General features: G+C 35.2%; 20 protein-coding genes. 15 read left to right on the top strand and 5 right to left on the bottom strand.

Features of this window, described 5'->3' with window-relative positions:
• The first annotated feature begins 44 nt into the window (after nucleotides 1-44).
• From AB674_RS02055 to AB674_RS02010, 10 genes are all read left to right on the top strand, one after another.
• Nucleotides 45-770, top strand: a complete 726-nt coding sequence (locus AB674_RS02055) for a thioesterase II family protein (protein WP_047773441.1) — start codon at nucleotides 45-47, stop codon at nucleotides 768-770.
• A gap of 26 nt (nucleotides 771-796) precedes the next feature.
• Complete coding sequence (locus AB674_RS02050) at nucleotides 797-2,434, top strand: cyclic peptide export ABC transporter (RefSeq protein WP_047773439.1); 1,638 nt, start codon at nucleotides 797-799, stop codon at nucleotides 2,432-2,434.
• Between the two features lie 106 nt (nucleotides 2,435-2,540).
• Nucleotides 2,541-6,986, top strand: a complete 4,446-nt coding sequence (locus AB674_RS02045; protein WP_047773760.1) for a non-ribosomal peptide synthetase — start codon at nucleotides 2,541-2,543, stop codon at nucleotides 6,984-6,986.
• Between the two features lie 35 nt (nucleotides 6,987-7,021).
• A complete protein-coding gene (locus AB674_RS02040) occupies nucleotides 7,022-8,962 on the top strand; it encodes an alpha/beta fold hydrolase (protein WP_047773437.1) in 1,941 nt (646 codons plus the stop codon).
• A 73-nt stretch (nucleotides 8,963-9,035) separates the two neighbouring features.
• The gene (locus tag AB674_RS02035) at nucleotides 9,036-10,406 is read left to right on the top strand and encodes a hypothetical protein (protein ID WP_047773436.1); all 1,371 of its coding nucleotides are present in this window, start codon (nucleotides 9,036-9,038) and stop codon (nucleotides 10,404-10,406) included.
• Between the two features lie 26 nt (nucleotides 10,407-10,432).
• Nucleotides 10,433-11,083 carry a 4'-phosphopantetheinyl transferase family protein gene (locus AB674_RS02030; RefSeq protein ID WP_047773434.1) on the top strand — a complete coding sequence of 217 codons (651 nt, stop codon included), beginning with the start codon at nucleotides 10,433-10,435 and terminating at the stop codon, nucleotides 11,081-11,083.
• A 617-nt stretch (nucleotides 11,084-11,700) separates the two neighbouring features.
• Nucleotides 11,701-12,888 (top strand): FAD-dependent oxidoreductase, encoded by a 1,188-nt coding sequence (locus AB674_RS02025; protein ID WP_047773429.1) that lies wholly within the window; start codon nucleotides 11,701-11,703, stop codon nucleotides 12,886-12,888.
• A gap of 12 nt (nucleotides 12,889-12,900) precedes the next feature.
• Nucleotides 12,901-14,664: a flavin monoamine oxidase family protein gene (locus tag AB674_RS02020; RefSeq protein ID WP_047773428.1), complete on the top strand. Its 1,764-nt coding sequence runs from the start codon at nucleotides 12,901-12,903 to the stop codon at nucleotides 14,662-14,664.
• Nucleotides 14,665-15,036: 372 nt separating this feature from the next.
• Nucleotides 15,037-15,225 (top strand): type II toxin-antitoxin system HicA family toxin, encoded by a 189-nt coding sequence (locus AB674_RS02015; RefSeq protein WP_047773426.1) that lies wholly within the window; start codon nucleotides 15,037-15,039, stop codon nucleotides 15,223-15,225.
• A 62-nt stretch (nucleotides 15,226-15,287) separates the two neighbouring features.
• Nucleotides 15,288-15,698: a type II toxin-antitoxin system HicB family antitoxin gene (locus AB674_RS02010; protein WP_047773425.1), complete on the top strand. Its 411-nt coding sequence runs from the start codon at nucleotides 15,288-15,290 to the stop codon at nucleotides 15,696-15,698.
• Between the two features lie 651 nt (nucleotides 15,699-16,349).
• Here AB674_RS02010 and AB674_RS02005 read toward each other — a convergent pair.
• Both AB674_RS02005 and AB674_RS02000 read right to left on the bottom strand, forming a co-directional pair.
• Entirely contained in the window at nucleotides 16,350-17,381 is a 1,032-nt protein-coding gene (locus tag AB674_RS02005) for a hypothetical protein (protein WP_047773423.1), read from the bottom strand.
• A 63-nt stretch (nucleotides 17,382-17,444) separates the two neighbouring features.
• Complete coding sequence (locus tag AB674_RS02000) at nucleotides 17,445-18,977, bottom strand: sulfatase-like hydrolase/transferase (RefSeq protein WP_047773421.1); 1,533 nt, start codon at nucleotides 18,975-18,977, stop codon at nucleotides 17,445-17,447.
• A 663-nt stretch (nucleotides 18,978-19,640) separates the two neighbouring features.
• Here AB674_RS02000 and AB674_RS21815 point away from each other — a divergent pair.
• From AB674_RS21815 to AB674_RS01985, 4 genes are all read left to right on the top strand, one after another.
• The gene (locus AB674_RS21815; RefSeq protein WP_053004175.1) at nucleotides 19,641-20,396 is read left to right on the top strand and encodes a helix-turn-helix transcriptional regulator; all 756 of its coding nucleotides are present in this window, start codon (nucleotides 19,641-19,643) and stop codon (nucleotides 20,394-20,396) included.
• Between the two features lie 144 nt (nucleotides 20,397-20,540).
• Nucleotides 20,541-20,681 carry a hypothetical protein gene (locus tag AB674_RS22735; RefSeq protein WP_165579343.1) on the top strand — a complete coding sequence of 47 codons (141 nt, stop codon included), beginning with the start codon at nucleotides 20,541-20,543 and terminating at the stop codon, nucleotides 20,679-20,681.
• Nucleotides 20,682-20,684: 3 nt separating this feature from the next.
• Complete coding sequence (locus AB674_RS01990) at nucleotides 20,685-22,307, top strand: ELWxxDGT repeat protein (RefSeq protein WP_053004174.1); 1,623 nt, start codon at nucleotides 20,685-20,687, stop codon at nucleotides 22,305-22,307.
• A 234-nt stretch (nucleotides 22,308-22,541) separates the two neighbouring features.
• Nucleotides 22,542-23,438, top strand: coding sequence for a cyclase family protein (locus AB674_RS01985; RefSeq protein ID WP_047773420.1), 897 nt, complete (start codon nucleotides 22,542-22,544; stop codon nucleotides 23,436-23,438).
• A 188-nt stretch (nucleotides 23,439-23,626) separates the two neighbouring features.
• Here the strand turns inward: AB674_RS01985 and AB674_RS01980 are convergent, their stop codons facing one another.
• On the bottom strand, nucleotides 23,627-23,842 hold the full coding sequence (locus AB674_RS01980; protein WP_047773418.1) for a hypothetical protein: 216 nt from the start codon (nucleotides 23,840-23,842) through the stop codon (nucleotides 23,627-23,629).
• A 71-nt stretch (nucleotides 23,843-23,913) separates the two neighbouring features.
• A complete protein-coding gene (locus tag AB674_RS01975) occupies nucleotides 23,914-24,183 on the bottom strand; it encodes a hypothetical protein (RefSeq protein ID WP_047773416.1) in 270 nt (89 codons plus the stop codon).
• A gap of 126 nt (nucleotides 24,184-24,309) precedes the next feature.
• Here AB674_RS01975 and AB674_RS01970 point away from each other — a divergent pair, with 126 nt between their 5' ends.
• Nucleotides 24,310-24,636 carry a helix-turn-helix domain-containing protein gene (locus tag AB674_RS01970; RefSeq protein WP_047773415.1) on the top strand — a complete coding sequence of 109 codons (327 nt, stop codon included), beginning with the start codon at nucleotides 24,310-24,312 and terminating at the stop codon, nucleotides 24,634-24,636.
• Nucleotides 24,637-25,006: 370 nt separating this feature from the next.
• On the opposite strand, the gene AB674_RS01965 is transcribed toward AB674_RS01970, so the two are convergent.
• Nucleotides 25,007-25,693: a DUF4386 domain-containing protein gene (locus tag AB674_RS01965; RefSeq protein WP_047773413.1), complete on the bottom strand. Its 687-nt coding sequence runs from the start codon at nucleotides 25,691-25,693 to the stop codon at nucleotides 25,007-25,009.
• Nucleotides 25,694-25,962 lie beyond the last annotated feature (269 nt).

Genomic DNA, 25,962 nt, shown 5'->3' with positions numbered 1-25,962 from the left:
TAGAAACAAGGAAGCTGTTTCCTTAAACTATATAAAATAACGATATGCAATTATTTTTACTCCATTTTGCCGGAGGAAATTGTTACTCCTATGATTTTTTGAAAAGAAAATTAAAGGATAAAGAGATCCGTGTTTACGCCTTAGAACTCCCGGGCAGGGGCAAAAGACATAATGAGGATTTGTTATTAAATAAAAAAGAAGCGATACAGGATTACGTAAAGCAAATAAAAAAATTAAGAAATAACGAACCTTACATCATTTACGGACACAGTATGGGAGCCACATTGGGATTCTCAGTCGTAAAAGAAATGGAACAGGAAAATGATGCTCCATTACAATTTGTGGCCACTGGTAATGCCGGACCGGGATTAAAAGTATTTGATGAAGAGGGAGTCGAAATAAAAAGAGACCGCTACAGCTTGCCGGATGACGAATTTAAATCGGTGCTTAGAGAATTGGGCGGCATTCCTGAGGAAGTGCTGGAAAACAAAGAGTTGTTCGATTTCTTTGGCCCTATTATCAGAGCAGACTTTCAAGTGTTGGAAAAAGGTGGATTTATAGAACAAAACATTAAAATAGATTGCCCGATACATGCCATAATGGGGGATAGCGAAAAAAAGGCTCATCTCATTGACAATTGGAAAAATTACACCAATGCCGACTTTAAAAGTCAAATAGTAGCGGGAAACCATTTTTTTATACACGAGTATCCCGATGAAATAGCAAGCATACTATTAAAATGTGCCAATAGTGAGCAGTTAAAAATGTAATAATTAAGATTAAAACAACTTTAAAAATGTTAAAATTAAAACCTAAAGAAATAGTTTATCTTCTACTGTATGCCATTCCAAATACCGTTTTAAGCTTTGGTATAGTCTATATTATTAATAACATATTGGCTGGAAATGAGCGTTTCCTTAAAAATTATATGGGAATCGTTTTTGTCTCCATAATAGTCTACAGTTATTTATTGAATGTTATTTTTCAAAAAAAACTCAATAAATTTTCCTTTAAACTGCTTTATGACAACGAAAAACATATTTTTTCGCAGATACTAAAAGCACCATTGCAAAGGCTTGAAAAACTGGGTTCCCAGCGTTTTTTTACGGCAGTTGAAGATTTGCGTACTTTTTCGTTTCTGCCTTATACGGTAACCCATACGGTAAATTCGTTATTAATGCTGGTGTTGTGTTTGGTGTACATGTTTACGCTCTCCACACTTTCTGCCTTAATTGTGATCGCCCTTATTGTGCTGGTTGCCGGATGCTATTTTATGGTCATGAAATCCATGTCAAAACAAGTAGCGCAATTAAGAGGGTATAATGAGAATTATTACAAATTTGTAGACGATGTAATGAAAGGATTTAAAGAATTAAAACTAAGTTTTTTCAGAAGAGAAAGCCTTATGAATAATTTTCTGATTCCAAACAGAAACCAATCTATGGACTTGGATTTTAAAATTAATTATATCTTTTTGTCCATCAATCTGATAAGCCAATACGGATTGTATTTTGTTGTAGCCGTAATTCTGTTTATCCTTCCGGAAATGGGACTGCTGTCAAGAGCAGACGTGATTTCTTATGTGGTGATCATATTATTCATATCAGGACCAATCAATAACATCATCAACTTGCAACAAATGTATACCCGATTTATGGTAGCCAACGCAAGAATAAAAAAGTTTATTAATGATTTTGAAATTGTAGATGATACCTATAATTCCAATTCCAAGGAAAAACAGGATTTTCAATCGTTAAGTTTTAAAGACATTACATTTTCTTATCATAATGAAAATGAAGAATCGGCATCCTTTACTTCGGGCCCGATCAATTTTGACATCCAACAAGGTGAAACCATATTTATAGTAGGAGGTAACGGATCCGGTAAAAGTACTTTTATCAATTTGCTTACCGGTTTATACAAGCCAACCGGAGGATCTATGTTAATGAATGGAGAAGAGAAAGCAGACGTTACCGAAATAACACAAAGTTTAATTTCGGCCGTATTTACAGACAATCACCTGTTCTCTCATAACTATGATGATTACCAGCTTGAAAACAATGAGGAATATGCCGCATTGCTAAAAACGATGCAATTAAACGGAGTTGTTGAAAACGACAAAGAAGAGTCCGCCAGAAGAAGATTCTCCAAAGGACAAAGCAAACGTATGTCGCTAATCTTTGCTTTGCTCGAGAAAAAACCGGTATTGGTACTTGACGAATGGGCTGCAGATCAGGATCCTCATTTTAGAAAATATTTCTACGAACAATTAATCCCCAAACTTAAAGAAGAAGGAAAAACAATAATAGCGGTAACACACGATGATGCTTATTTTCATCTTGCAGACCGAATTGTAAAATTTGATTACGGAAAAATTGTCAGAGATTTAAAAACAACTACAAAAGAAGAACTAACCGAAAATCTTTGGGTGTAACCCTTTTTTGTTTAAATGCCCGGGCCGATAAGGCATTTTTAGAGTCTTCAAAGCAACGAAGATGACAGGGGATTTGATTCTTATAATTGTTTTAAAACTAAAAAAAATGAAACTCACACTTCCACAACAAGATGTTTATTTTGAACAACTAATGTATCCTGAAGATCCTATTTACAACATAGGAGCAAAAATAATAATTAAAGGAGAAATAGTTTTCGAAGTATTAAATAAGGCTTATATAGCGCTCATCAATCAGCATGATACCTATAGAAGTATTCTGAATCTATTGGATACGGAGGTAAGAATAGAGACTATTGAGGAGTATGTTATGGCATTAGAATTTGTTGATTTCTCCTCTAAAGTAAATGCTGATGCTGAGGCCAACGAATTCATGCAGAATACGTTTGAAATTCCATTTCAATTAAATGAAAAAAAAGTACTGCATAAATTTATTCTGGTAAAAGTAAATGATACGCTTCACTATTTATTCTCAGTGTACCACCATATTATAACAGATGGATGGGGAACCTCCTTAATGTTTCAAAGATTGGTGAAAAACTATAATGAACTTTCAAGATTCGGAAAAGTAGTGACAGAATATCCTTTTACGTACAAGGATTTCATAAAAGACGACAGTGCGTATGCAATATCCGATGATTATGAAGGAGATAAGTTGTATTGGAAAGAAAAATTTGAAAAACTTCCCGAAAGACTATTTGAAAAAATCGACCAAAACAACAAACCAAATCGAAGCAAAAGACAAGAAATAATAATCAAACGGGCTGTTTATAACCAACTGGAGCAAGTTGGTAAAGATTTGGGAGCTACAACATTTCATGTAATTTTAGGCGTATTGTACCTTTATTTTGGCAGAAAACACCAGAATAAAGATTTCGCAATAGGGCTTCCGGTTTTAAACAGAGGAAAATCGATATTCAAAAAAACAGTGGGATTATTCATGGGCGTATCGCCATTGCGAATTCAATTTGATTTTGAAGATAATTTCGGAGATCTGGTAAAAAACATCAAGCAACAACTGCGACAAGACTATCGTCATCAGCGATTCCCATTAGGAAAACTGATTAAAGAACTGGAATTGTTTCAGGAAAAAGACAGACTTTTTAATATCACTTTATCTTACGAAAAACAAAATTATGCAGATCATTTTGCCAATTCGGAGACCACAGTAGTACCCTTGTCACACCAGTCAGAACGTGTCGCTTTGGCCATTTACATTCGGGAATTTGACGAATCGGAAGATGTTAAAATTGACTTTGATTATAATGTCAATTATTTTAGTGCATCCGATAGTTTGAAAATGGTAACGCATTTTGAAACCTTGCTTTCCGCTGTAATTGCCAATCCGGTTGAATCACTTTCAAAATTTCAATACCTGACCGCATCAGAAAGACAAGAAGTCGTAGAAGATTTCAATAAAACAGAATTTAGTTATCCGTGCGAGGCTACTTTTTTAACTCTTTTTAGTGAGCAGGTAAGCAAAAATGCGAACAAAATTGCACTGGTAGACGAGCAAAGAACGTATACGTATAGGGAGCTGGATGCGCTATCCAATCAAATAGCAGTTTATTTGCAGCGAATAAACAAAGAACAAAATACTGCCCCAATTGCAGTTTTAATGGATCGTTCGGCCAATCTTGTGGCGACCTTATTAGGGATATTAAAGTCGGGCAGTGCTTATATTCCATTAGACCCCTCTTTTCCAAAAGAACGTTTAGAATACATTATTGAACACAGCGGCGTACAACAAATTATAGCAACCCAAAATCTAAAACACAATCTGGATCTAAAGGACAGTATTATAGATATTGAAGTTATTATAAAAGAAGAAATTGAGTTAGAAGAAACGGAACAAAAAGAAATAGCAGCTGTTTCTACGGCCTATATCATCTATACTTCGGGGTCTACTGGCAAGCCTAAGGGAGTAGCCATAAGCCACAAAGCATTACTGAACTTTCTAATTAGTATACAACACAAACCTAAAGTAGAAGAACAGGATTATTTATTTTCGGTTACCACACAATCGTTTGATATCTCTATACTTGAATTTTTTGTACCGTTAATTTCAGGAGCTAAACTATACATCGCTAGTCCAGAACTTTTAGCAGATCCATTGGCTATTGTTGTAAAGTTGGCAGAACTAAAACCGACGATAATTCAGGCGACTCCAAGCTTTTATCAAATGCTTTACAATGCGGGTTGGGAAGGAGATAAAACGCTCAAAATTTTGTGTGGAGGCGATCTGTTAAGCGAAACACTGGCCGAAAAATTAATAGCAACTACTGCTGAAGTATGGAACATGTACGGCCCGACAGAAACAACAATTTGGTCCAGCTGTAAAAAAGTAACTCAGGCAAATGAAGCCTCAAATATTGGGAAACCCATTCACAACACCGAATTGTATATACTCGACGATTGTATGCAATTGTTGCCTGTTGGTAGTGTGGGAACGATTTATATTGGTGGTGACGGATTAGCACAGGGGTATTTTAAAAATGAAGAGTTGACCAATGAAAAATTCATTCAAAATACCTTTAAGGAAAACGAAAGAATGTACAATACGGGAGATTTAGGAAAATGGAACGAAAAAGGGGAAATAGAATTCCTGGGACGCAACGATAATCAGGTCAAAATAAGAGGATATCGCATAGAACTTGGAGACATAGAAACGAAGTTAAATCAAATAGAAAATATTAAAGAAGCCGTAGTAATTGCCAGGCAAAGTGCCGGACAGGAAGCCGTATTAATTGCCTATGTAATTGTGCAAACCGGAACCTTTAATACGACTGAGATCATTAACACATTGAGAGAAGAATTACCGGAATATATGATTCCACATGCGTTATTTTCTTTAGATGAATTTCCGTTAACACCCAATAAAAAAGTCGATAGAAAAGCGCTGTCACAGGTAAAAATTACCACAGAAAAAACAGCACTTTCTTATGAAAAACCAACAACAGAAATAGAAAATAAGCTCTGTTCGTATTACCATGAGGTATTAGGAACAGCTACAGAAATTGGCATTACCGATAATTTTTTCCAGCTTGGTGGTCACTCCCTGAATGCAGTGAAATTAATAAACAGTATAAACGAAAAACTGCAGTACAGAATAACTTTAAAGGACATTTTTGACTATCCTACCGTACAAAAATTAGCAAAATATCTCGAGCAAAAAGAAACTGTACAAACGACCGCGATTCTACCGGTAGCAGAACGTTTGCATTATGCAATTACGGCTTCTCAATACAACATATGGCTGGCATCGCAACTAAAAGAAAAATCGATATCCTACAATATGTCGGCCGTATTCAAAGTACAAGGTCAAATTAAAAAAACGGTTTTAGAGCAAGTGTTTTTAGAGTTGCAAAAGAAACATGAAATCATAAGAACAAATTTTATTGAGATAGAAGGAATTCCCAATCAAAAAATTGCTACTGCGGAACAAACACAGGTAGTAATTGATGAATTTTTCTATGAAGAAAAAGAGCGAACAAAGTCGATACAGGAGTACGTAAACAAAGCCTTTGATTTAGAAAAGGAAACATTGCTGAGAGTGGCATTGTTTCATCAGAAAAACGGGGATTCTTATTTGGTATTTTGCACCCATCATATCATTATGGACGGTTGGTCTTTAGAAATTTTAGTAAAGGAGTTTGTTAGTCAGTACAAACAAATAGAACAACAGAATAACATAGAGGTTCACAAATTAAAGTTTCAATTTAAGGATTATGTTGTATGGCATCAAGAACAACAAAGAAGTGCTAATGAGACCAATTTAAAATTCTGGAAAACATACCTCGAAGGACATACCTGGAAAAACAGTATTCCTTTCGATGCCGATGACTATGAAGAGAAACATACAGGAACAGATCATGATTTTGTATTTGACTCTCTTACATTTTCGGAATTAAACGAATTCACACAACAGCAAAATATATCGCTTCACACCCTTTTGGTCGGTACATTTAGTTTGCTCCTGCATAAAATGTACGGAGAAGAAGATTTTTGTATTGGAACAGTTAATTCCGGAAGAACCCACTCCGAACTGCACAATCAACTTGGAATGTTTGCGAAAACGTTGCCCTTGAGGAATCGTATAAATTCAGAAAACAGTCTTAGTGAACTACTAAAAGAAACGCACCAAAATCTGTTACAGATTGATGAACACCAGGATCTTCCTGAAGTTCTACAGAATAAATTACGATTAGACGTACTGTTGGTATTGCAAAACCCTTCGTTTAGCTACACAAACATTGCGATCAATGAAAAGTTGCAGCTGGAAATAGCGCCTATGAGTACTTCCTACAGCAGACTTCCTTTGTTGATCAACTTTGTCGTAAACGAGGGAAATGTGGCAGGAACAATAAGTTACAATACCACAAAGTACGAAGCAGCTACAATTGAGTTAATACTACTAAAATATGAAAAACTACTTCGCGAAATTGTAGAAAACGCCAATCAATCTTTAAAAACAATAGACATAGAATTGGCTATTGAAAAAGAAAGAACAATAGATATAGGTTTCAATTTTTAACTGAAATAAATAGAAAAAAACATAAGATAAACATCATGAGATTAAGAAAAACAATTAGTACTATTTCTTTTTTATTTGCAATCCTGATCGGGAATTTGCAGGCGCAAAATGTGACTTTTGAGAATAGGACCGCTTTTATGCCTCAATTCAAAAAATCAGATCCTAAAAAAATCAGCTGGGGCTACCTTACTGTTCCGGAAACCTGGGGAGCAAATGATGGTAAAACCATAAAAATTGCGGTAACTGTACTAAAAAAGAATGCAACAGCAAAAGATTCGAACGCAGTAGTTTTTATACAAGGAGGCCCGGGCGCGAGTGGTATTGATAATATATGGTTATGGTTGAATCATCCTCTAAGGGAAAATAATGATATTGTATTATTTGATGTTCGCGGGACTGGCTATTCACAACCAAGGTTGGATCAAGGATTAGGAAAGAAATTTTTAGAAATTCTGGCAAAAAACCAGTCAGAAGAAGAAGATGAAAAGCAAAAAACGAATGCTGCAATGTCCTGTAAGCAAGAGCTTATCAACAGAGGAATCAACCTCGACGCTTACAACAGCCAAGCTGTAGCAAAAGACCTTCATGCCTTAAAAACAGCATTAAAGTACAAAAACTGGAATGTATACGGCGTATCATACGGAACCTATATGGCGCAAGTATACGCAAACAATTTTGCCGGGGATGTAAAATCATTACTGTTAGACTCTCCGGTTTATGACATTTCGACTTATTATGTAGAGAATACTTCAAATTATATGACGAGTTTACAGAAAGTATTTAAAATCTGTAAAAGTGATAAGACCTACGATAAACAATATCCCAATTTAGAAAAAATATACTATGAAGTAATTGCCGATCTGGAGAAAAACCCGCTGACTGTGACAGTAGACAAAGCATTAATCCCTTCCAGCACATTTACGTATAATGCAGAAGATTTTAAAGTAGCAGTTCAGCAAGCCCTATACAATAAAAAGTTAGTAGAAGTAATTCCGCTCTTAATTTATCAGTTTCATGAAAGAAGAGGAGAATCTTTAGGGAACCTGGTAAGTGCTTTCTCAAGTTTACTGTCGATGGATTATGGCGTATATTATTGTGTGAGTTGTAACGAGACCCTTCCCAACAATGATTTTTTAAAATATCAGCAAAACGCATCGCAGTTTAAGGGATTAAATGGAGGAATTTCATTCTACAAATCAGATTTTAAAGTGTGTGACGCATGGAATAGTAATCGCACAGTAGCTGCAAAAAAAGGCAATACGCTTTCTAACCTTGCTACTGCGGCATATCCTGTGTTGGTTTTTTCAGGTGAATTTGATCCGATCACACCATTGGATAACGGAAAGAAAGTAGCACAAAGATTCGGTAAAGCCAATTATATCGAGGCCAGAACCTATGGCCATGTTCCTAGTTTTACAAAAATTGGATACAAGGTTGTAGAAAGTTTTATCGACAATCCGAAACAAAAACTGGATCTCAATAGGTTTAAGGAAGCCGATAATGTAAAGCTAGTTACAGGAATTACGATTAACAAAGGAGTTGCGAAAACCGGTAAAAGTATCGGAGAACAAGACCCTATTTTTCTATTCCCTTTAGCAACAGCTTTAGTAGTAATGTTAGCGTTTATTTTTGCCTACCTTATCAAGTTAATCAAAAAGAGATATACCACAGTTCAGGATAAGATAGTAAGGATCGGTATAACGATTACTTCTATTACCGGATTAGTACTTTTCGGATGTTTGCTTATGGCCATTACGAAAGTTTCAGAACAAAACTATTTCATTCTGGCATTTGGTCTGCCACAAACCTTCAACTATATATTTCTGTTGGTACTGGTCTTTTTAGGGTGTCTGATTTTGACGTTGTTGTATTACATCTTAACCATTAAAAAAACCGATGCCAGAAGCGTCATTTTCTCCGTGATTTTTTCAAACATACTATTAGCAACCTATTTGCTTTATTGGGGAATACTATAAAATACAAGAGTAGGTTTTTGGACCTGTCTTAGTTCAATTAGAAGCATATACATTAAAATAAAAACACTTTTTTATGATAAAAAATACGACTGAAGAATATACAATCCTTTCCGAAAAATTTTTAGAATTTGAAGGCACTAAAGATATTCCCGCAAGAATAAATACCAACCATGAGTCCGTTCCTGATGTATTTAAAAGTTACAAATATCCCGTAAGCGGATGGCCCGTGCTCATCAATAAACAAATGACACAAGAGTTAACAGCACTGTCTGTAAAAATCCCAAGCCTGTTAAAACAAATTCCATCGTTGTATTTTAATGATGATATAAAAAAACTGGCAGAATTTTATTTCGCAGGAGACGAAATGATGGCAGAATTTGCCATGTTATGTCATAAAAAAGACCTTGAAATAGGCTGTAGATTAGATTTGACTTTTACAGAAGACGGGTTTAAAGTTTTAGAAGCGAATATTGGATCTTCAATAGGAGGATGGCAAATACAAAGCTTTGAATCGCTGATAAGAAATAACCATCCCGAATTAGTAAATAAAGACAAAGTTCTGGATTACAAGGGAAGGAACACCTTACAGATTTATATGAAATTCCTTATCGAACAAATCATTAAACAGTTGGGTAAACAGAGTACCATTAACCTGTTTATGGAAATGGGGGATATCGAAGATGAAGCCGAAAAAGAAGAAAGCCTGGCCTTTTTTGACAAGCTGTTTAAGGAAGAATTAGCCAATTTTGGACTAAATGGCGGTGCATATGGCGGAGATATGAATGAATTGACACTAACCAATGGAAATCTATGTTTAGGAGATAAAGTGATACACAGTTTGATCATTTTAACAATGGATATGAATGTTACCCCGGCCATATTCAGAGCTTTTATGATGGACAGGATTTACCTTCCCGACCATCTTGGACTTAGGATGCTTGGTGATAAAAGAAACTTGTTTATTTTGTTGGAATTGGCTCAGGCCGGAAAGTTTTCACCCGAAGAAAATGAACTAATACTAAAAAATATTCCGTGGACTTCGTTTATCGAAAACAAAAAAGTCATTTTCAAAGACAGAGAGCATAATCTTCCTGATTTATTGAAAACCGACAAAGATAAATTTGTGATAAAAGTAGCAAGAGGATTTCAGGGGAAGGACGTTTTTATTGGCAAATTTTCAACTGAAAAAGAATGGGAAGAAGCATTAGAATTAGCACTGCAAAATAATGCGTTTATTGCCCAGGAATTTAGCGATTCGTTAGACTTTTTGGCTCCCAACGCAGAGAACGAATGGACGTTGCATAAACTTATTTGGGGTTCATTTGGTTTTGGAGATTGTTATGGAGGTGTGTGGGTAAGAATGTCAGAAGTAAAAACAGATGTAGGGGTTATAAACTCTGCGACAGGTGCCGTTGAAGCAATTGTATTTGAGATTGCCAATTAATGATATAGATTAAATACGGATACAAAATGACGCACATTTTATACGCTTACATTTCTGAAGAGAATCACAATTATCTTATAACGAATTATCTAAATGAATTTTCGGCCGATTTTCAAAAAAAGATATTGGCTTACAGACGTTGGCAAGACAGTCAGTTGTCCCTGTTAGGAAGATTGCTTTTGCGCCATGGCCTTCAGAAAATGAGTAAAAGTTATGCCGAAGCAGAGCTGAGTTATACGCTTTACAGTAAACCATTTCTAAATGACGATACCACTAAATTTAACATATCACACTCAGGAGAAATTGTTGTTTGTGTGCTGTCGGATAGGAGCGATGTGGGAATAGACATTGAAATAATCCACGACATAGAGCTCGAAGGATTTAAATCGCAAATGACAAAAAGAGAATGGGACAATCTCTCGCTTAACGAGGATACCGAAAGTGCCTTTTTTGAGTATTGGACACAAAAAGAAGCCGTTATTAAAGCAAATGGAAAAGGGCTTTCTATTCCTTTAAAATCGTTTGAGGTAATGAACCACTATGCCAAAATAGAGGAGGAATATTTTTTTGTGAAAGAAATTTTTCTGGACAAAAAATACAAATGCCATTTAGCCTTTAAAGATAAAATAGACGCGATCATTGTCGGCCCCAGTAGGATGCGGATTCATGATTTATAGTTATTAAAAACCACTCTCCAACGAGTGGTTTTTTTGTTTTTAGGATTTCGATGCAGTCTAAAAATCATTTAGAATAGTAAGTGTCAGACAGTTTTTTTTTGCCACGAATTACACTAATTTTCACGAATTGATTATTGAGATTCTTAGCGTGAAATTTTCGCCACTGATTAAAGGATTAAAATGATTCTACAATTCACAAAAAATTAGTGAAAATTAGTGCAATTCGTGTTCAACTTTTTCTTGTATAGCTGGAACAACACCAACAACTGCAAAAGGCCTAATTTAATTATCAGGTTGAGGTTCAAAACCCCATCCATAATAATAGAAAATCAGGTATTTACACGCTAAATTCAGCTTCATAAAAGTTCTATTTTTGATTTAGCATGTCTCGTTTAAACAATGCTATTCTTACAAAACAATACCCTTTAAAAAACAGCTAATCTCAATTTATCTAATGACAGCGACCAATTAGGTCAACTGGAACTAGTTTGACGTTTTTTTTAAACAAAGGATTTTCGAAGACTAAAGAAAGTTACCTAAAAAAAAAAGAGGCAACGTAAAGCAGCAATACCCGATCAATACCACAAACAACCATAAACAAATAAAACAAGCAACAAATGATTAGAGAAGACTACGACGTAATCGTCATTGGAGGAGGAGCAATAGGCTTAGCCACTGCGAATCATCTTGGTAAACGAAATGCAAAGACTTTAGTATTAGAACAATTCACCTTTGTGAATCAACTGGGGAGCTCTGCGGGAGTGTCACGCCAATTCCGAATCCCATATCCGGATGAATATATGGTACAAATGGCTTTAGATTCGCAGCCGTACTGGGATGAACTTGAAAAAGAAACCGGTAAACAGCTGCTTGACAAAGTAGGAACACTCTGGTTTGGAGACCCCACCGTACAATCTACAGAAGGCAATATTGCTGAAGCAGAAGAAGCACTAAAAGCATTAGGCGTTCCTTACACTTCGCTGACTTCAAAAGAGATAGAAGAAAAATACCATTTTAAAAACTTACCGGTAAAATATAGCGGACTGTTTCAGGAAGATGGTGCCAGTATCAATTTTAAAGCAACGATAGAAGCGTATTTAGAATTGTGTGAGAAACAAGAAACGGTACACTTAGAAGAAAATTCACCCGTACTTAAAATCAATCAATTGGGAGATCTCTTTGAGATTATTACACCAAAAGGTGCTTATATCACTAAAAAACTGGCGCTAATTCCGGGGCCTTATATTAACAGTGTAATCAACTTACTGAATTTTCACATAGACGCTACGTATTGGAATATGTCTTCGGCTTATTTTAAAAAAACCGATCCGGACATTCAATACCCAACCTGGTTTGTATTTCAAAACCCGGAAGGCGAAAGCGGAAACCAGTTTTACGGTTTCCCTGAAGTCGATTGGGATCATCCCGGCTATATTCGTGTGGCACCGGATTTCGTAATGAAACCGATACAAGAACCGAACGACAGATCACTAATTCCAAATTCACAAGAACTGGGATATACCTCTGATTGGGTAAAACAATACATGACCGGATTAAATGCAGAACCGGAATATACTTCAACCTGTCTTATTGCCCTGAGTAATATCCCAAACAAGGAGCTGTTGATTGATTTCGCACCAAGTTATGTACCCAATCACGAAAACATCGTATTGTACGCGACCGGCTGGGCTGCAAAATTCACCCCTTTCTTAGGCAAAATTATGTCAGATCTTGCATTAGACGGATATACCGATTTTGACATTACACCTTTCCAATTAGGACACAAATTCTTTAGAGCACTTTAAAAAGATACGATCATGAATAAAAACACACCATTAAATAAAGGAATGCATCCTGATTTAAAAACTGAAGTAGCTATTATTGGTGCCGGAACTTCCGGATTATACACCGCATATCGTTTAGTAACCGACAAAAAGTATACTGCCAGTGAAGTTCAAATTTTTGATATGAACAACAAACTGGGCGGCAGATTGGAATCGGTTATTATGCCCGGAATGAATTTCTGGGGCGAGTTAGGCGGTATGCGTTACCTGACTTCTCAGGAAATTGTGACCACATTAATTGAAGGTTACCCGCTTACCGAACCGGATCCTGCCAAACGTACTCCTGTTCTGAACGATAGAATGACGCCCGTTGCCTTTCCGATGGGAGATCCCGCAAAACTGTATATGTATCTTCGTAAAGAGCGTTTTAAACAAGATGCCTGGGACGTTGCTCAGGAAGCAGGTGATAAATTGATAACCCGATTTTATCTAAACGACGATGATTTGGGTTTCAGTTCAGATCAGTTGTTCAATAAAATTATTTACGATGTTTTAATAGCAGATCCTTGGGTTGCTGAAAATTACGGTGATAAAATCATTAAAGGAGATACAATTTATGATTATTCTTTCGAATTAACCAGCAGAGATTGGGATGACGTAAAACCTAAATTGGTCTACAATTTTCCTAATTCCCCCTATTACAGGCGTAAAGTAAATGATCTGGGTTTTTGGAACTTGATTAAAGATCAGGTTTCAGAGGAAGGATATACCTTTTTGGCGAATGCCGGAGGATATTATTCCAATACCATCAATTGGAATGGAGCAGAAGCTTTCCCGTACATGGTAGGCGATTTCTCTGCAGGAACCATTTATAAAACCATTGAAGAAGGCTATGACAGTATCGCCTATGCATTGGCCAACTCTTATACCGATCATGAAGGGGCCACAATTTGGGCTGAAAATAAGTTGCTTACTTTTACCAAAGAACATTCTTCAAGTCAAACTCACAAATACGAATTGACTTTTCTAAATCTGGAGAGCGATACCGAATGGAAAGTATATGCCAACACATTAGTCCTTGCTATGCCGAGAAAATCTTTGGAACTTCTGGATCAGAACAATTTCTTTTTTGATGTAAATGAAAATTCAGTGCTCAATGAGAATATCCGTTCTGTAATTATGGCACCCGCTTTTAAAATATTAATGGGTTTTGATTATCCGTGGTGGAAAGAACTAGGAATTGATTCCGGACATTCGATCACTGATTTACCGATGAGACAATGTTATTATTTTGGAACAGATGCTCAAAATGATAACTCGATGTTGTTAGGAAGTTATGGAGATATGGTCACCCAGACCTTCTGGAAAGCGCTTTCCGATGACAGAATACTTTTTGAAGTTAGAGCCAACAAATCAGCATCATTAAAAGAACTGCATGAACTGGATGATGTTCAAGCTACGAAAATGATGGTAGACGAATTGATAAACCAACTTCGCGAACTCCACGGACCTGACGTAACCATACCGGATCCCTATGTAACGTATTTTAAAGACTGGACAGACGAGCCATTTGGTGCAGGATACCATGCCTGGAAAGCCGGTTTCTCAGTAAAAAATGTAATGGAATACATGAGAAAACCGGATGCAAACGAGCAAATCCATATTTGCGGAGAGGCCTATTCAGACCAACAAGGCTGGGTAGAAGGTGCTTTCTGTGAAGCCGAAAAAATGTTACAGGAATATTTTGGACTTGATCGTCCAATCTGGTTGAGCCCGACTTATTATTTAGGCTGGTAGTTGCCGGATAAAAAAGAACAGTAATAAAGGAATAAATTTCCTAAGAATGAAAGGCCACTCAATCGAGTGGTTTTTTGCTTTTTATTAGGCTCATGATTACAAAAGTTATTTTTAATGATTCATTTATAAAATGATCAGTTGGTAAATGTCCTTAGGTTATATATTGTGGAGCGCTATTATTTCGAATGATAGAAGTGAATAATTTTTGAAAGTTATAGTTGGTTTAGATAATTAATTAAGGTTACATTGATAGTGATTGTTAAAATAAAAAACGATATAACATTTTTGTTATATAACAAAAATGTTATATATTTATCATGTAATTGCAATAACGTTTTTTTGATATGTTTTGTAATTTAATTTGGTTTTAAAATGGCAACAGTAAATGAAATATTGAAATTGCTAAAAAAAGAGGGTTGGTATCTTTATAGAAGTGGTGGAAATCATGATTTATATAGACACAAAAACAAACCAAACCAAATTCCAATTCCGCGACACGGCAGCAAAGAATTGGCAAATGGTACTTTAAATAGTATTATGAAAGCTGCAGGGCTTAAGTAATCTTGTTGCTTTTGTATTTTACTGTTAGAAAGATTACATAAGAACAATTTTGAAAATTTATTATGGAAAAGAAAAACGTTACTACGGTGATAGTTGAAAAAACAAGTACTGGTTTTTCGGCATACGTGAAAGAAATACCAGGATTAACTACAGTTGGCGGCAATCTATCGGAATTAAAGGAAAATTTCAATGAAGTTTTGCAATATCATGTAGATTATTTAAATGAGAAAGGGGAATCGCTAACGATTAAGGATTTCAATATCAACTATGTTGTTGATTTAGAACAAATATTTGAGTATTTTAATGTTATAAATAAATCAGCCTTTGCAGAACATTATGTTGGAATAAATCAAAGTTTATTCCGTCAATATACAAAAGGACTAGCTTCTTTATCAGGGGAGAAAATGGAGCAAATTTCAAAAGGTCTCCATAAACTAGCAGATGAAATAAGTGATTTAACGTTTGCATACTAATTAATTGTAGAACATTACTTTTCTAATTTTTGTATACTACAAACGCGCCCTCAATTGAAGTCTTTTGCTTTTAATTTTTAGTATATTACATCATTAATACAATCCGTTGGGTTTAATTTAGCTAGATATTATTTTAAAACAGAATCTCCTATTTTTAAGATCCAATTTTCTGTTTTCTACTTTCTCGCTTTTGATTTCTAAAAATGTTGTAGAGTCTCAAAGTTTTTTTTCTGTTTTTTCATTAATACTTTGCGATTTTGCGACTCTGTGAGATTTTTACTTCCCTACAACTTTCGGACTTGATCCTCCTTTACCAGCCTATAGTTGAAAAGTATAAAGCGATTAAGAAAAAATTACCTTTCCCTTAACCGCTTTATAACAAAAAATTAGATAAAAAGTTGTTTTCTATAACAATTCAATCACTAAAACCCATTGGCTACAATTAATTTTAGAACAAAGAAGTATAGTTAACAAAGCTTAAAAAAGACGTTTTACTAAAAAAACAAACCTAAGAACTATGTGAAAAAATTATAATTTTCTTCAAAAATCTTAAATTGTAAGCCCAAAATCAATATCTCTATGTGTTAAAAAAAATTAGCTAACAGTTTGATTAAAGTAAAACCTTAGTACGAGCCACTACTTAGCTTATTTCTAAACGCTAACTTTCGCAACAAAAGAAGAAACCACTTTAGTACCAGAATCATTCACGGAGGTGTAAATACCCAGAATATTATTTCTGTACACAGTGTTAGCACTGTTAGCACTTGAATTCGGAAACTCGATATCTACCCAGTTTGCCTCTCCAAATGATCCGTTAGAATTTCTGCGAACAGAAACAAACGATGCTCCGCCACCTTCTCCATTTGCAGAGATCCAGTCAGCCGGCATATTATAGCCATTGTCTTCAGAAACGGTGATCCCTTCAAAATGAGTAATGATAGACAAAGCAGTTTCATTCTTGTAGCTGAATGTTTTCAGATTACTGATTTTTCTGGTTTTAGCATTGTAATCAACAAGAAAAGCCTGGCTCAGTTTTCCCAAGTGAAGGCTGGAATACCCTCCGGCTAGTGTATAACTATCGTCACCATTATGCCAGATACCATATAAAGTATTGGTTAACGAATCAGGGAGTTTAAAATTAATACACTCTTTAGTTGTAGTATTGTACAAGAAAGCATGGCCATTTTTATCGTTTTCGACATCATAATTGCCAACCGCAATTCCGCCCATGACACTATGAACAAATACATTATTTGTATTCCCTCCGTTCGGACTAACCTGTACCCATGTTCCTGAGCCATCAACAGGACCTTCATAATAAAAGCCGAGATTTCCGCTAGGTGCTTTATCTGTTGAGGTTGCTGTTTTATAAGAACCAACAATTTGTACCGTTCCATTTGGACCATTATTTGGCCCGTAGCAAGAAGTATTGTTGACTACGGCTGACGGTGTACTTGGGAAATTAACAACATTCCATTTTCCATCGTTGCCACCACCCTTAAGAGGTCCTTCGTAAATCAATCCTTGAAGCGCATTATTCTGCCCCAATAAACTTCCTGAAATATAAACATTTTCAGATCCTGAAACGCCTCTTATTCCTTGTATGGTGGTCTGTCCGGTAGCCGGATTATTAAAATCGGTATAATGTACCGTACTAACTTCCAAATTTATATTTTCTGACATAATGTATAGGTTTTTAATATTAGTATTTGATTTGTATTTTTATGGGGTATTCTAAAGCCGTTTTTAGTTGAACGTTGTCGTACTAAAAACATCTTTAGGCGCATTTACCCAAAGTTTTTCTACTTCAAGTTGATGCAATTGTTCTTCTAAATCTCTTCTGATTTCGCTGTAAGCAGGATCATAAGCCAAATTGGTAATTTCCAACGGATCATTGATCAGATCATACAATTCGTATTGTTTGAAAAAAGCAGTTGCAGCATCAAAGTAGTAATCGAATTTCCACTTTTCGGTTCTGATACAACGAATACGATTCGCCGCTCTGACGATGTTCCAATTATTATTCGATCCCGCTTTGATATCGTCATAAGTAAACAAAATACTATGCTGTACTGCAGTGTTATCCTCTATAACAGGCAACAAACTGGTACCAGCAAGTCCTGTTGGTGGATTTGATACATTGGCTATGTCAATAAAAGTCGGCAGAATATCTGCCAAAGTTGCTAAGGCCATGGAGTGTTTCAGATCGCGATCTTTAAATAATATCGGATTCGAAATAACAAGTGGTATTCTCAAAGCTTCTTCGTAAGCCACAAAAGTTTTCTGACGCAAACCACCATGTGCCAGCCCCATTTCACCATGATCGGAAGTCATCGTAACAATGGCGGTATCAGCCAATTTGTGTCCATTTTCGTCCTCTTTGTATAATTCTTTAATAAAATTACCAACTTCTTTGTCAACATGACTTAACAAATTACCGTAGAAATTAATATAGTTTAGCTTCTCCTCAGGAGTTGCAATAGCGCCCAGACCAACAGCCATATTAATTAAAATCTGCTCCTGTGCCATTGGTTTTTTGTTTTCTAATAAATTTTCACCTACAGTTGCAGGAAGCCCGATTTCTCTGCCCGACCAACTATCCGGATGATATCCTGAAGTAGCCGCCGTATTCGGATAGGCCAAAACATCATGAGGATTTACAAGGGAAAGGATCAGGCAATACGGTTTATGATCTCCTGTTGCTCTTTTCGCTTTTACTTCTTTTAAATATTTTATCGCCTCGGCAGTATATCGGGCATCGTGGTTGGCATATCCGCCTCCAAAATTAAGAGGGTTAACATCTTCACCCGCATCCGGAGCAACCCAGCCCATTGCGCCATACAAGGAGAGATCTGCAGCGGTTAAATCTTCGTAGTTTGTTTTAGTACCATTTGGCGCTACTCCTTTACTCATATGCCATTTACCTCTGTATTGTACGTCATATCCATCTGCCCAAAGCACATTCATGATATTCGGCAAAGAATTATCCAGTGTTGGTTCTTGTGGCGATAAAAGACCTCCTTCTGTTAACGTTTGACTTACACCGTGTTTAGCAGGATAGATTCCTGTAAATAAGGTTGTGCGACTGGGAGAACACATACAGGTATTGCAAAAAGCCCTGTCGAAACTAAATCCGTTTCTTTTTAGAAACGTAAGGGTAGGAAGATTTTTTTCCTCCCATCCCGGTGGGAAATGTTGTGTGGCCCGTTGCTCATCTGTAATAATAAGGATCATGTCAGGCTTTTCGCCAATTTGGGACAGTTTTTCTTTTAAGTTCATTGTTTGTTGTTTTAATGGTTAATAAAAAAATGTAATTCTATAAGCACAGATAGGAAGCACCTATTGTTAATCAATTTGAGATCAGCAAAAAAATAAGTTGTTTTGGAATTTTCCTGAAGAATATAGGCGTGGGAGATTGGTATTGAAGGTATTCTAATTGAGCCTAATAACCATAAACAATAATTTTGTTCTTAATCTTATAACACACATTTTAGAAAGCATCGGTTTTTTATACTTCGATAAAATAGAAGCGTTCTGTCTTTATTATTTTTAAAAATAATGCAGGTAAAAAATGTCAACTTAGTAAAAATCTATTTGGTAAAATCTACTAAGTCTAAAATTTGCTAGTTGTTGATATACAACGTACTACAAGCTCGTAATGTAGTGTTGGTGTGTTATTTATAAGAATAAAATTACAATAAGAAACTAGACCCACGTAACGTATAAATACCTGTTTTACAGCGGTATAATAAAAAAGTAAAACAGCTTTAGGTTCAAAACAATAGAGGATTTGGATTGAAAAAGTAGCGCAACTGTAAAAAGTTGATTTTGAAGTTCAGCAATAGGGCATTCTGATTTTCTAATTTGAGTCTAAAAGTTTTGTTTTAACATTTTTTTATGTTAATTTGTTAAACAAATAAATGATTTAGCAAACAAATCGATATGCTTCCGGAAATAGAAAATCTACATAATGTTTGGCAGGCCAATCGAACTGCTAAAATTTCACCGGCCCACCAAATTTCTTTTAATGATCTGACCAACTCTATTATCAGTAGTGGCCCTTTTTCGTTCTATATAATTGATTTTTTCGACATGTCGCTTTCTTACATCAGCCCGTCTCTGTATGAGATGCATGGCTTTGATCCGGATACTTTAACTTTTAATGATGTATTAGGAGCAATTCATCCCGATGATATTAATTTTGTAATAAGGGCAGAAGGTTTTTTGACCCGTTTTTTTTCAGATAAAATAGATCGTAGTAAATTATTGAGTTACAAAATAAGCTATTGTCACAGGGCCAGGCTTCAAAATGGGGAGTATGCTTTGTTCAATCACCAAGCCGTAATGCTGACAATGGATGACAATGGAGGTTACGGAAAATCGTTGAATATACATACGGCAATTGATCATTTAAGTACACACAATACCTACAGAATATCTTTGATCGGTCTCAACGGAGAACCCTCTTTTATGAATTTATCTATAGACGAAGACGATCAGGAATTAAAGGAATTTTCAAAAAGAGAGATTGATATAATTAAACTGATCGCCAACGGTTTAAATAATACGGAAATTGCAGAGAAACTGTTTATTAGTCCATTAACAGTAAAAAAACATCGCACGAATATTTTGGCCAAATCAAATTGTAAAAACTCCGCGCAGCTTATTAAGAACTGCATTCTTCAAGGTATAATTTAATTTCAGATTATGAAAAATACTCCAAAAGGAGTATTTTTTTTGCTTTTGTTAAGCTTTAATTTTGATGATGTAATGATACTGTTTTTTCTGTCTGGAATAGGAAAATCTAAAATGTTATCAAACAATTAAGCTAAAAACCAAGAGATGAAAAAAAACTACTTTTTACTTCCTTATTTTAAACGTACAGTATTTACAAGCTGTATTCCGATGGTATGTGAACCTGCTATTCAAAATGTAATAGAGGATGACAAAAGAGATAAATACAGATCAATCTTAAAATTTTAAAAAATGAAAAATGTATTGATTCTTATTCTTTTGTTGGGTTTCGCAAAAGTAAATGCTCAGGAACTTATACTGGATATAAGAGAAGGTTATGAAAGTTCAGGGCCGGGTAATTTTTGCAGTAACAATGGATTGCTTTTTTTTACGGCTATGGACGGAAATGTATATGGCGAATGTGAACTTTGGAAAACCGATGGAACCATTGAAGGTACAGTAATGGTAAAAGATATCAATCCGACCGCCGGAGCGATCAGAGCCAATAATAGCTTGGTGGCCATGAATGGTTTTGTTTATTTTCCGGCCAATGATGGTGTTCATGGTTTAGAATTATGGAAAAGTGACGGCTCGGCAGCAGGAACAGTATTAGTAAAAGACATTCAAGTCGGACCAGCCGGATACGGTATTTGGAATTTATGTGTAATGAATAATGTGCTGTATTTTAGTGCAGATGATGCTGTTCACGGCAGAGAATTATGGAAAAGCGATGGTACAACCGCAGGAACTGTAATGGTAAAAGATGTTCTTCCGGGAGAGTATAACGGTTTTTTTGATACACAAAGTGAATTCGGAATACTGGATGATTTTTTATATTTTAATGCCAGAGAGGCAACCAATATTACCTCACAATTATGGAAAACAAATGGTACAGAACAAGGAACAACAAAGGTCAGTAACATTTTAATTGAAAAGAATAAAAAGTTAAAAGCATTCAATGGCAAAATTTATTTTAGTGGTTGTGAAAATTGCGAACTTACAGGGGAAGAATTATGTGTAAGCGACGGAACAGAATCAGGAACAAAACTACTAAAAGATGTAAATACAAGTTTTAGTGGCAAAGGCAGATCGGCTCCGACAATGTTAATAGAATACGATGGAAATTTGTTTTTTACCGCCACAGACAATGTTTATGGGAATGAATTATGGAAAACGGATGGTACAGAAGCAGGAACAAAATTGCTAAAAGACATCTATTCCGGTTCAGGAAGCTCCTTTCCAAACAATTTGAGAGTATATAATAATTCGGTTTATTTTTTTGCATATAGCAATGAAGGAAGGACGCTGTTCTGGAAAACGGACGGTACTGAAGAAGGAACAAAAGCATTAACTACCAGTGCAACAAGTTTCAGTAGCTCACTCGCAGTCTTTAAGAACAAGCTATATTTAGGAGCAAGCGACGGTATTGTAGGAACAGAACTATGGGAAAGTGACGGTACTTCAGCAGGAACCAGGCTATTGAAAGACATTCAGCCGGCAGGGATAACTGTAGGAGCCTCTTCTTATCCGGAGGGATTTTACAACCATGACAATAAAATGCTGTATTTTTTAGCAGATAATGGTAGAACAGGAAAAGAGTTATGGAGATTAGACGGGACAAATCTTAAAGTTGCTTCTTTTGAAACGGCTAAAATTTCAATTTTCCCAAATCCTTCCTCCTCAATACTAAATGTACAATTGATAAATAATGAGGAAGTTAACAAGATAACAATAACCGATTTATCAGGTAGAAAAGTAAAAGAAGAAAAAGGAAACCACACTAAAATTAATATCGAGAATTTGCCAAGTGGAATATATATATTGGATGTTTATACAGGGAATTCAAAAGTTTCTAATAAATTTATTAAAAAGTAAAAGCAAACTTGTGTAGCCTAAACCAGTTAAGGACCATTTAAAAGCACAAAAAAGTGTGAGTTTTTTATCTAAATTCGACAAAGTAGCCGTCTCTTTTTTGGGGCGGCTTTCTTCGTTTTATTCTTTTATGTTTTTATAATTTTTCGATATATTTGTAAGTAACGCCAGTAAAAAAAAGCACTACCGAGAGCTGATAGTGAGACGTTAGAAGTACTAAATAATTGATAATTACTTATGGATAAAAGAGTAAAATTTGATTTCGAAATTTATTTCACAAACGGTGGAAGCATTAAAGGAGAAGACTTTCGACTTGACATTTCAGGAGACACAATTTCAGATAAAGAACTTGCCGATTATATCGTAGAAGATTTACGACTGCTTATGGTTGGGCAAACTAAAATACTGAATAAAGAGGTTTTTAACGAAGCACATAAAAGAAAGCCTGTTAATGAAAAATCAGGAACAGAACTACTAATTGATTTGAGCCACACTATTGAGGATGGACTTGTAACTTATAAAGGATTGCCGGCACCCATTGTTTGCGATTATCTGAGCAGAGAAAACTCAAAGCAGTTTTATGAAGAAGGCACTCAGTTTCAAATTGGAAAAATTGAAATGGTGACCAATACAGGAACCTATCTCGATTGTCCATTTCACAGATTTGAAAACGGAAAAGATCTTTCTGAAATTGGACTGGAACATTTGACAGATCTTGACGCAATTGTAATCAGAGTCCCCTTCACTGAAACGCTGGAAATAACAGAAAATCATTTAAAAAATTATGAAATAAGAAATCGGGCAGTTTTAATTCACACAGGTTGGGACAGTCATTGGAATACCGAAAAGTATTATGAGAACCATCCCTATCTTACGGAGGGAGCAGCCCGCTACTTAAAAGAGTGTGATGTTAAGCTTGTTGGTATAGATTCTCATAATATAGATTGCACCTCAGGAAAGACCAGACCCGTACACACGACACTTTTGGGAGCCGAAATCTTAATTGTCGAGCACCTTTGCAACCTGTCTTTAGTACCAACAGCTGGTTTTACATTTAGTGCAATTCCCCCAAAATTTAAAGGAGTCGGCACATTCCCAGTGAGAGCAATGGCAAAGCTGACAAATAAAAGTTAAGCACTATATAGCCACAAATGGTAACTGTTCTAACGGTATCGTAACTTATTTATCAAAAGGCCTTTGATTGTTTCCGCAATTTATTGGTGGCTTATTCTTTTAGATATCAAAAGAATAAGGCAGCTTTTTAAGATGCAATTAAGGGTCTTTTCTATTTCATAAAGTTTTTGCCGTTATACCAAAGCAGATTAAACGTAATTTAGCTTATAAAAACACTCGTTATGATATTTAGTTCCTTCAATATATTGTTGAGGTGACATACCATACAACGGCATACTAAGGTCAAAATAGATTCCTTTAATCCCGTCTGAGGCTTCCGGGCTATTTTCGCAGGAAGCAAATTGTTTTTTATGTAATTGTGTAAGAACTGAAGAATCTATTTTTTCTAAATTTCTGTTTGGCATAGTTGGAGACTTTAAGTAGTTAAATGCTGATATTCATTTTTTGAGAACCAAACCGTTTTTGTACTTACTTTCTAAGTGGTTAAAACTTTAATTTTTTCAATAGCTATTTTATTATCGTTTGCGACCTCGACTAATGCAAGAAGAATATCATTCCTTAGAATTATTTTGTTTCTTACATTTCTGATAATTGTTTTACTAGGTGATTTATGACCTTTTTTAACTAAACATTCAATAGTTAATTCTACATAAGTATACGGTAAGTGCTCATCTATAAATTTGTAAGCTTTTTCGTTATGTGAATACTCATCTTTGATCTTATTATTTTTTATTAAATTTGACATATCTTTATTATTTATTACTTAATATGGTTATCGGAATTGTAAAAGTAAGAAAAATAATATATAAAAGATGTCTTTTATAATACAAAATGTACAAATAGTTCTAATTTATAACAATTTTGAAAGATTATGTATACTGAAAAATTAAGTAGATTTTTTAAAGGCAAAGGACTTAAGCAAAAAGAAGTTGGTCAAATTTTAGGCTTTAGTCCAGCAATGATTGGAAGATATCTACATGGAACTGCCAACATTAACTCAGAGTTTTTGATCAGTTTAAGTAAGAATTTTCCCGAGTTGGATTTGAATTCGCTTTTTATCGAGGATAAAAGGGAACTTGATGCTGTTGGTGAAACAGGCGCGAAGTATGAAAGTGCAATTCTTACAGATATTATAGAAATTGAAGACAAACTACAATTGTTAAAGGAGAAATTAATACGTAGAAACCTCAAAGAGTAAAAAATAAGATATATGTTTCGGATTCTTTCTCGCGTTTATGCGGTGTAGAAATCTGTGCCTATTGGAACAATCAGCCATTGTAAATGCTCCAATTAGTTGATTGGCCAGTAGTTTTTTTTCATTGAATGAGTTACGAAAAAAGTAGTTTTTGTAACCATATATTTTTTCGTGGACAAAATTATTTTTGTTCGAGTATTTGCCTGCAGCAGTTTCTGTAAGCATAGAACAATAGGCTATTTTTTTTGCTGTGAAAGAATATAGCTTCCTCAGTATATTTTGCATTCCTTAATTATGAAAATGTTTATATTTTCGAACATTGAAAAATAAAGTGTAAGGGCAATGAGGCAAGGAAAATAGTATTGCAGCTTACTTACGCAATACTATTGTTTTTGACTCCCTTTATCAAAAGCCATAAAACCATTGCAAGTTCTGCAGTCGCAGATGTTATACCCACCAGAATCCCCGTTTTAGAGTGATACTCCGGGAAAAGGATAAAAGCGGTAGTATCTATTAAATAAGATAAACCACCAAGAATTAAAAGTATCCCCAATATTTTCGGGATAAATTTTGATTTATAAACTAATTGCCCAAAAGGAATGAGCCAAAGCCCCCAGAAGATTCCAATGATAACATTTCCATTCCCATACATTTTTAAGCTCAACATCGCCAACGTATTTTGTTGAATGGAAGAGAAGTTGGTCATAAAGTTTTCTTTCAGAATCAGTAGTAAATAGTATTCATTAAAAATAATGAAAAAGGCAATCGGAACACCCACCAGTACTAAAGCGACCAGAGTACGTGCCAAGTGCGCACTGACATTCTTAAATAAATTGTACAAAGTCAAAGCTAAAAAGACAAATACCGTTTGACAAACTAAGTTACTAAAGACTCCAAATCGAAAGAGTAATTCATGATCTAGAATATTCTTTGCCGTCAAATTGATGTCGTTACTCACAAACAATTGTGTTGGAACATACATAATTCCAAAGGCACCCGTGATGGCAATTATTAAATACAATATACCGGCTATTCTTGCTGTTTTTTTGGCTGAGTTCATATTTTGAGTAGTTGGTTAAGGAGTAGACGACTACAATCGAAAAATGTTACAATCAGTTTTTTAAGAACGTTTTATCAATGATCCGGATATGGAATACCCTATTCGCAATCGCCTTAGATGGTTTTAGTGACACAACGAACTTTGTTTGTGTTTAAATTACTTATAAATTAATTAAGTAGTAACGTAAATTAATAAAATCCTTTCAATTATACATAGATATAGTTTAGTGTAATAAAATTTAGCGAATTTTACTACAAATTAATATGAAT

This window comes from Flavobacterium sp. ABG, from assembly GCF_001027725.1.
GTDB lineage: Bacteria > Bacteroidota > Bacteroidia > Flavobacteriales > Flavobacteriaceae > Flavobacterium > Flavobacterium cupriresistens.
The sequence above is the reverse complement of the archived record's forward strand: the minus strand, read 5'-3'. Positions and strand labels throughout refer to the sequence as shown.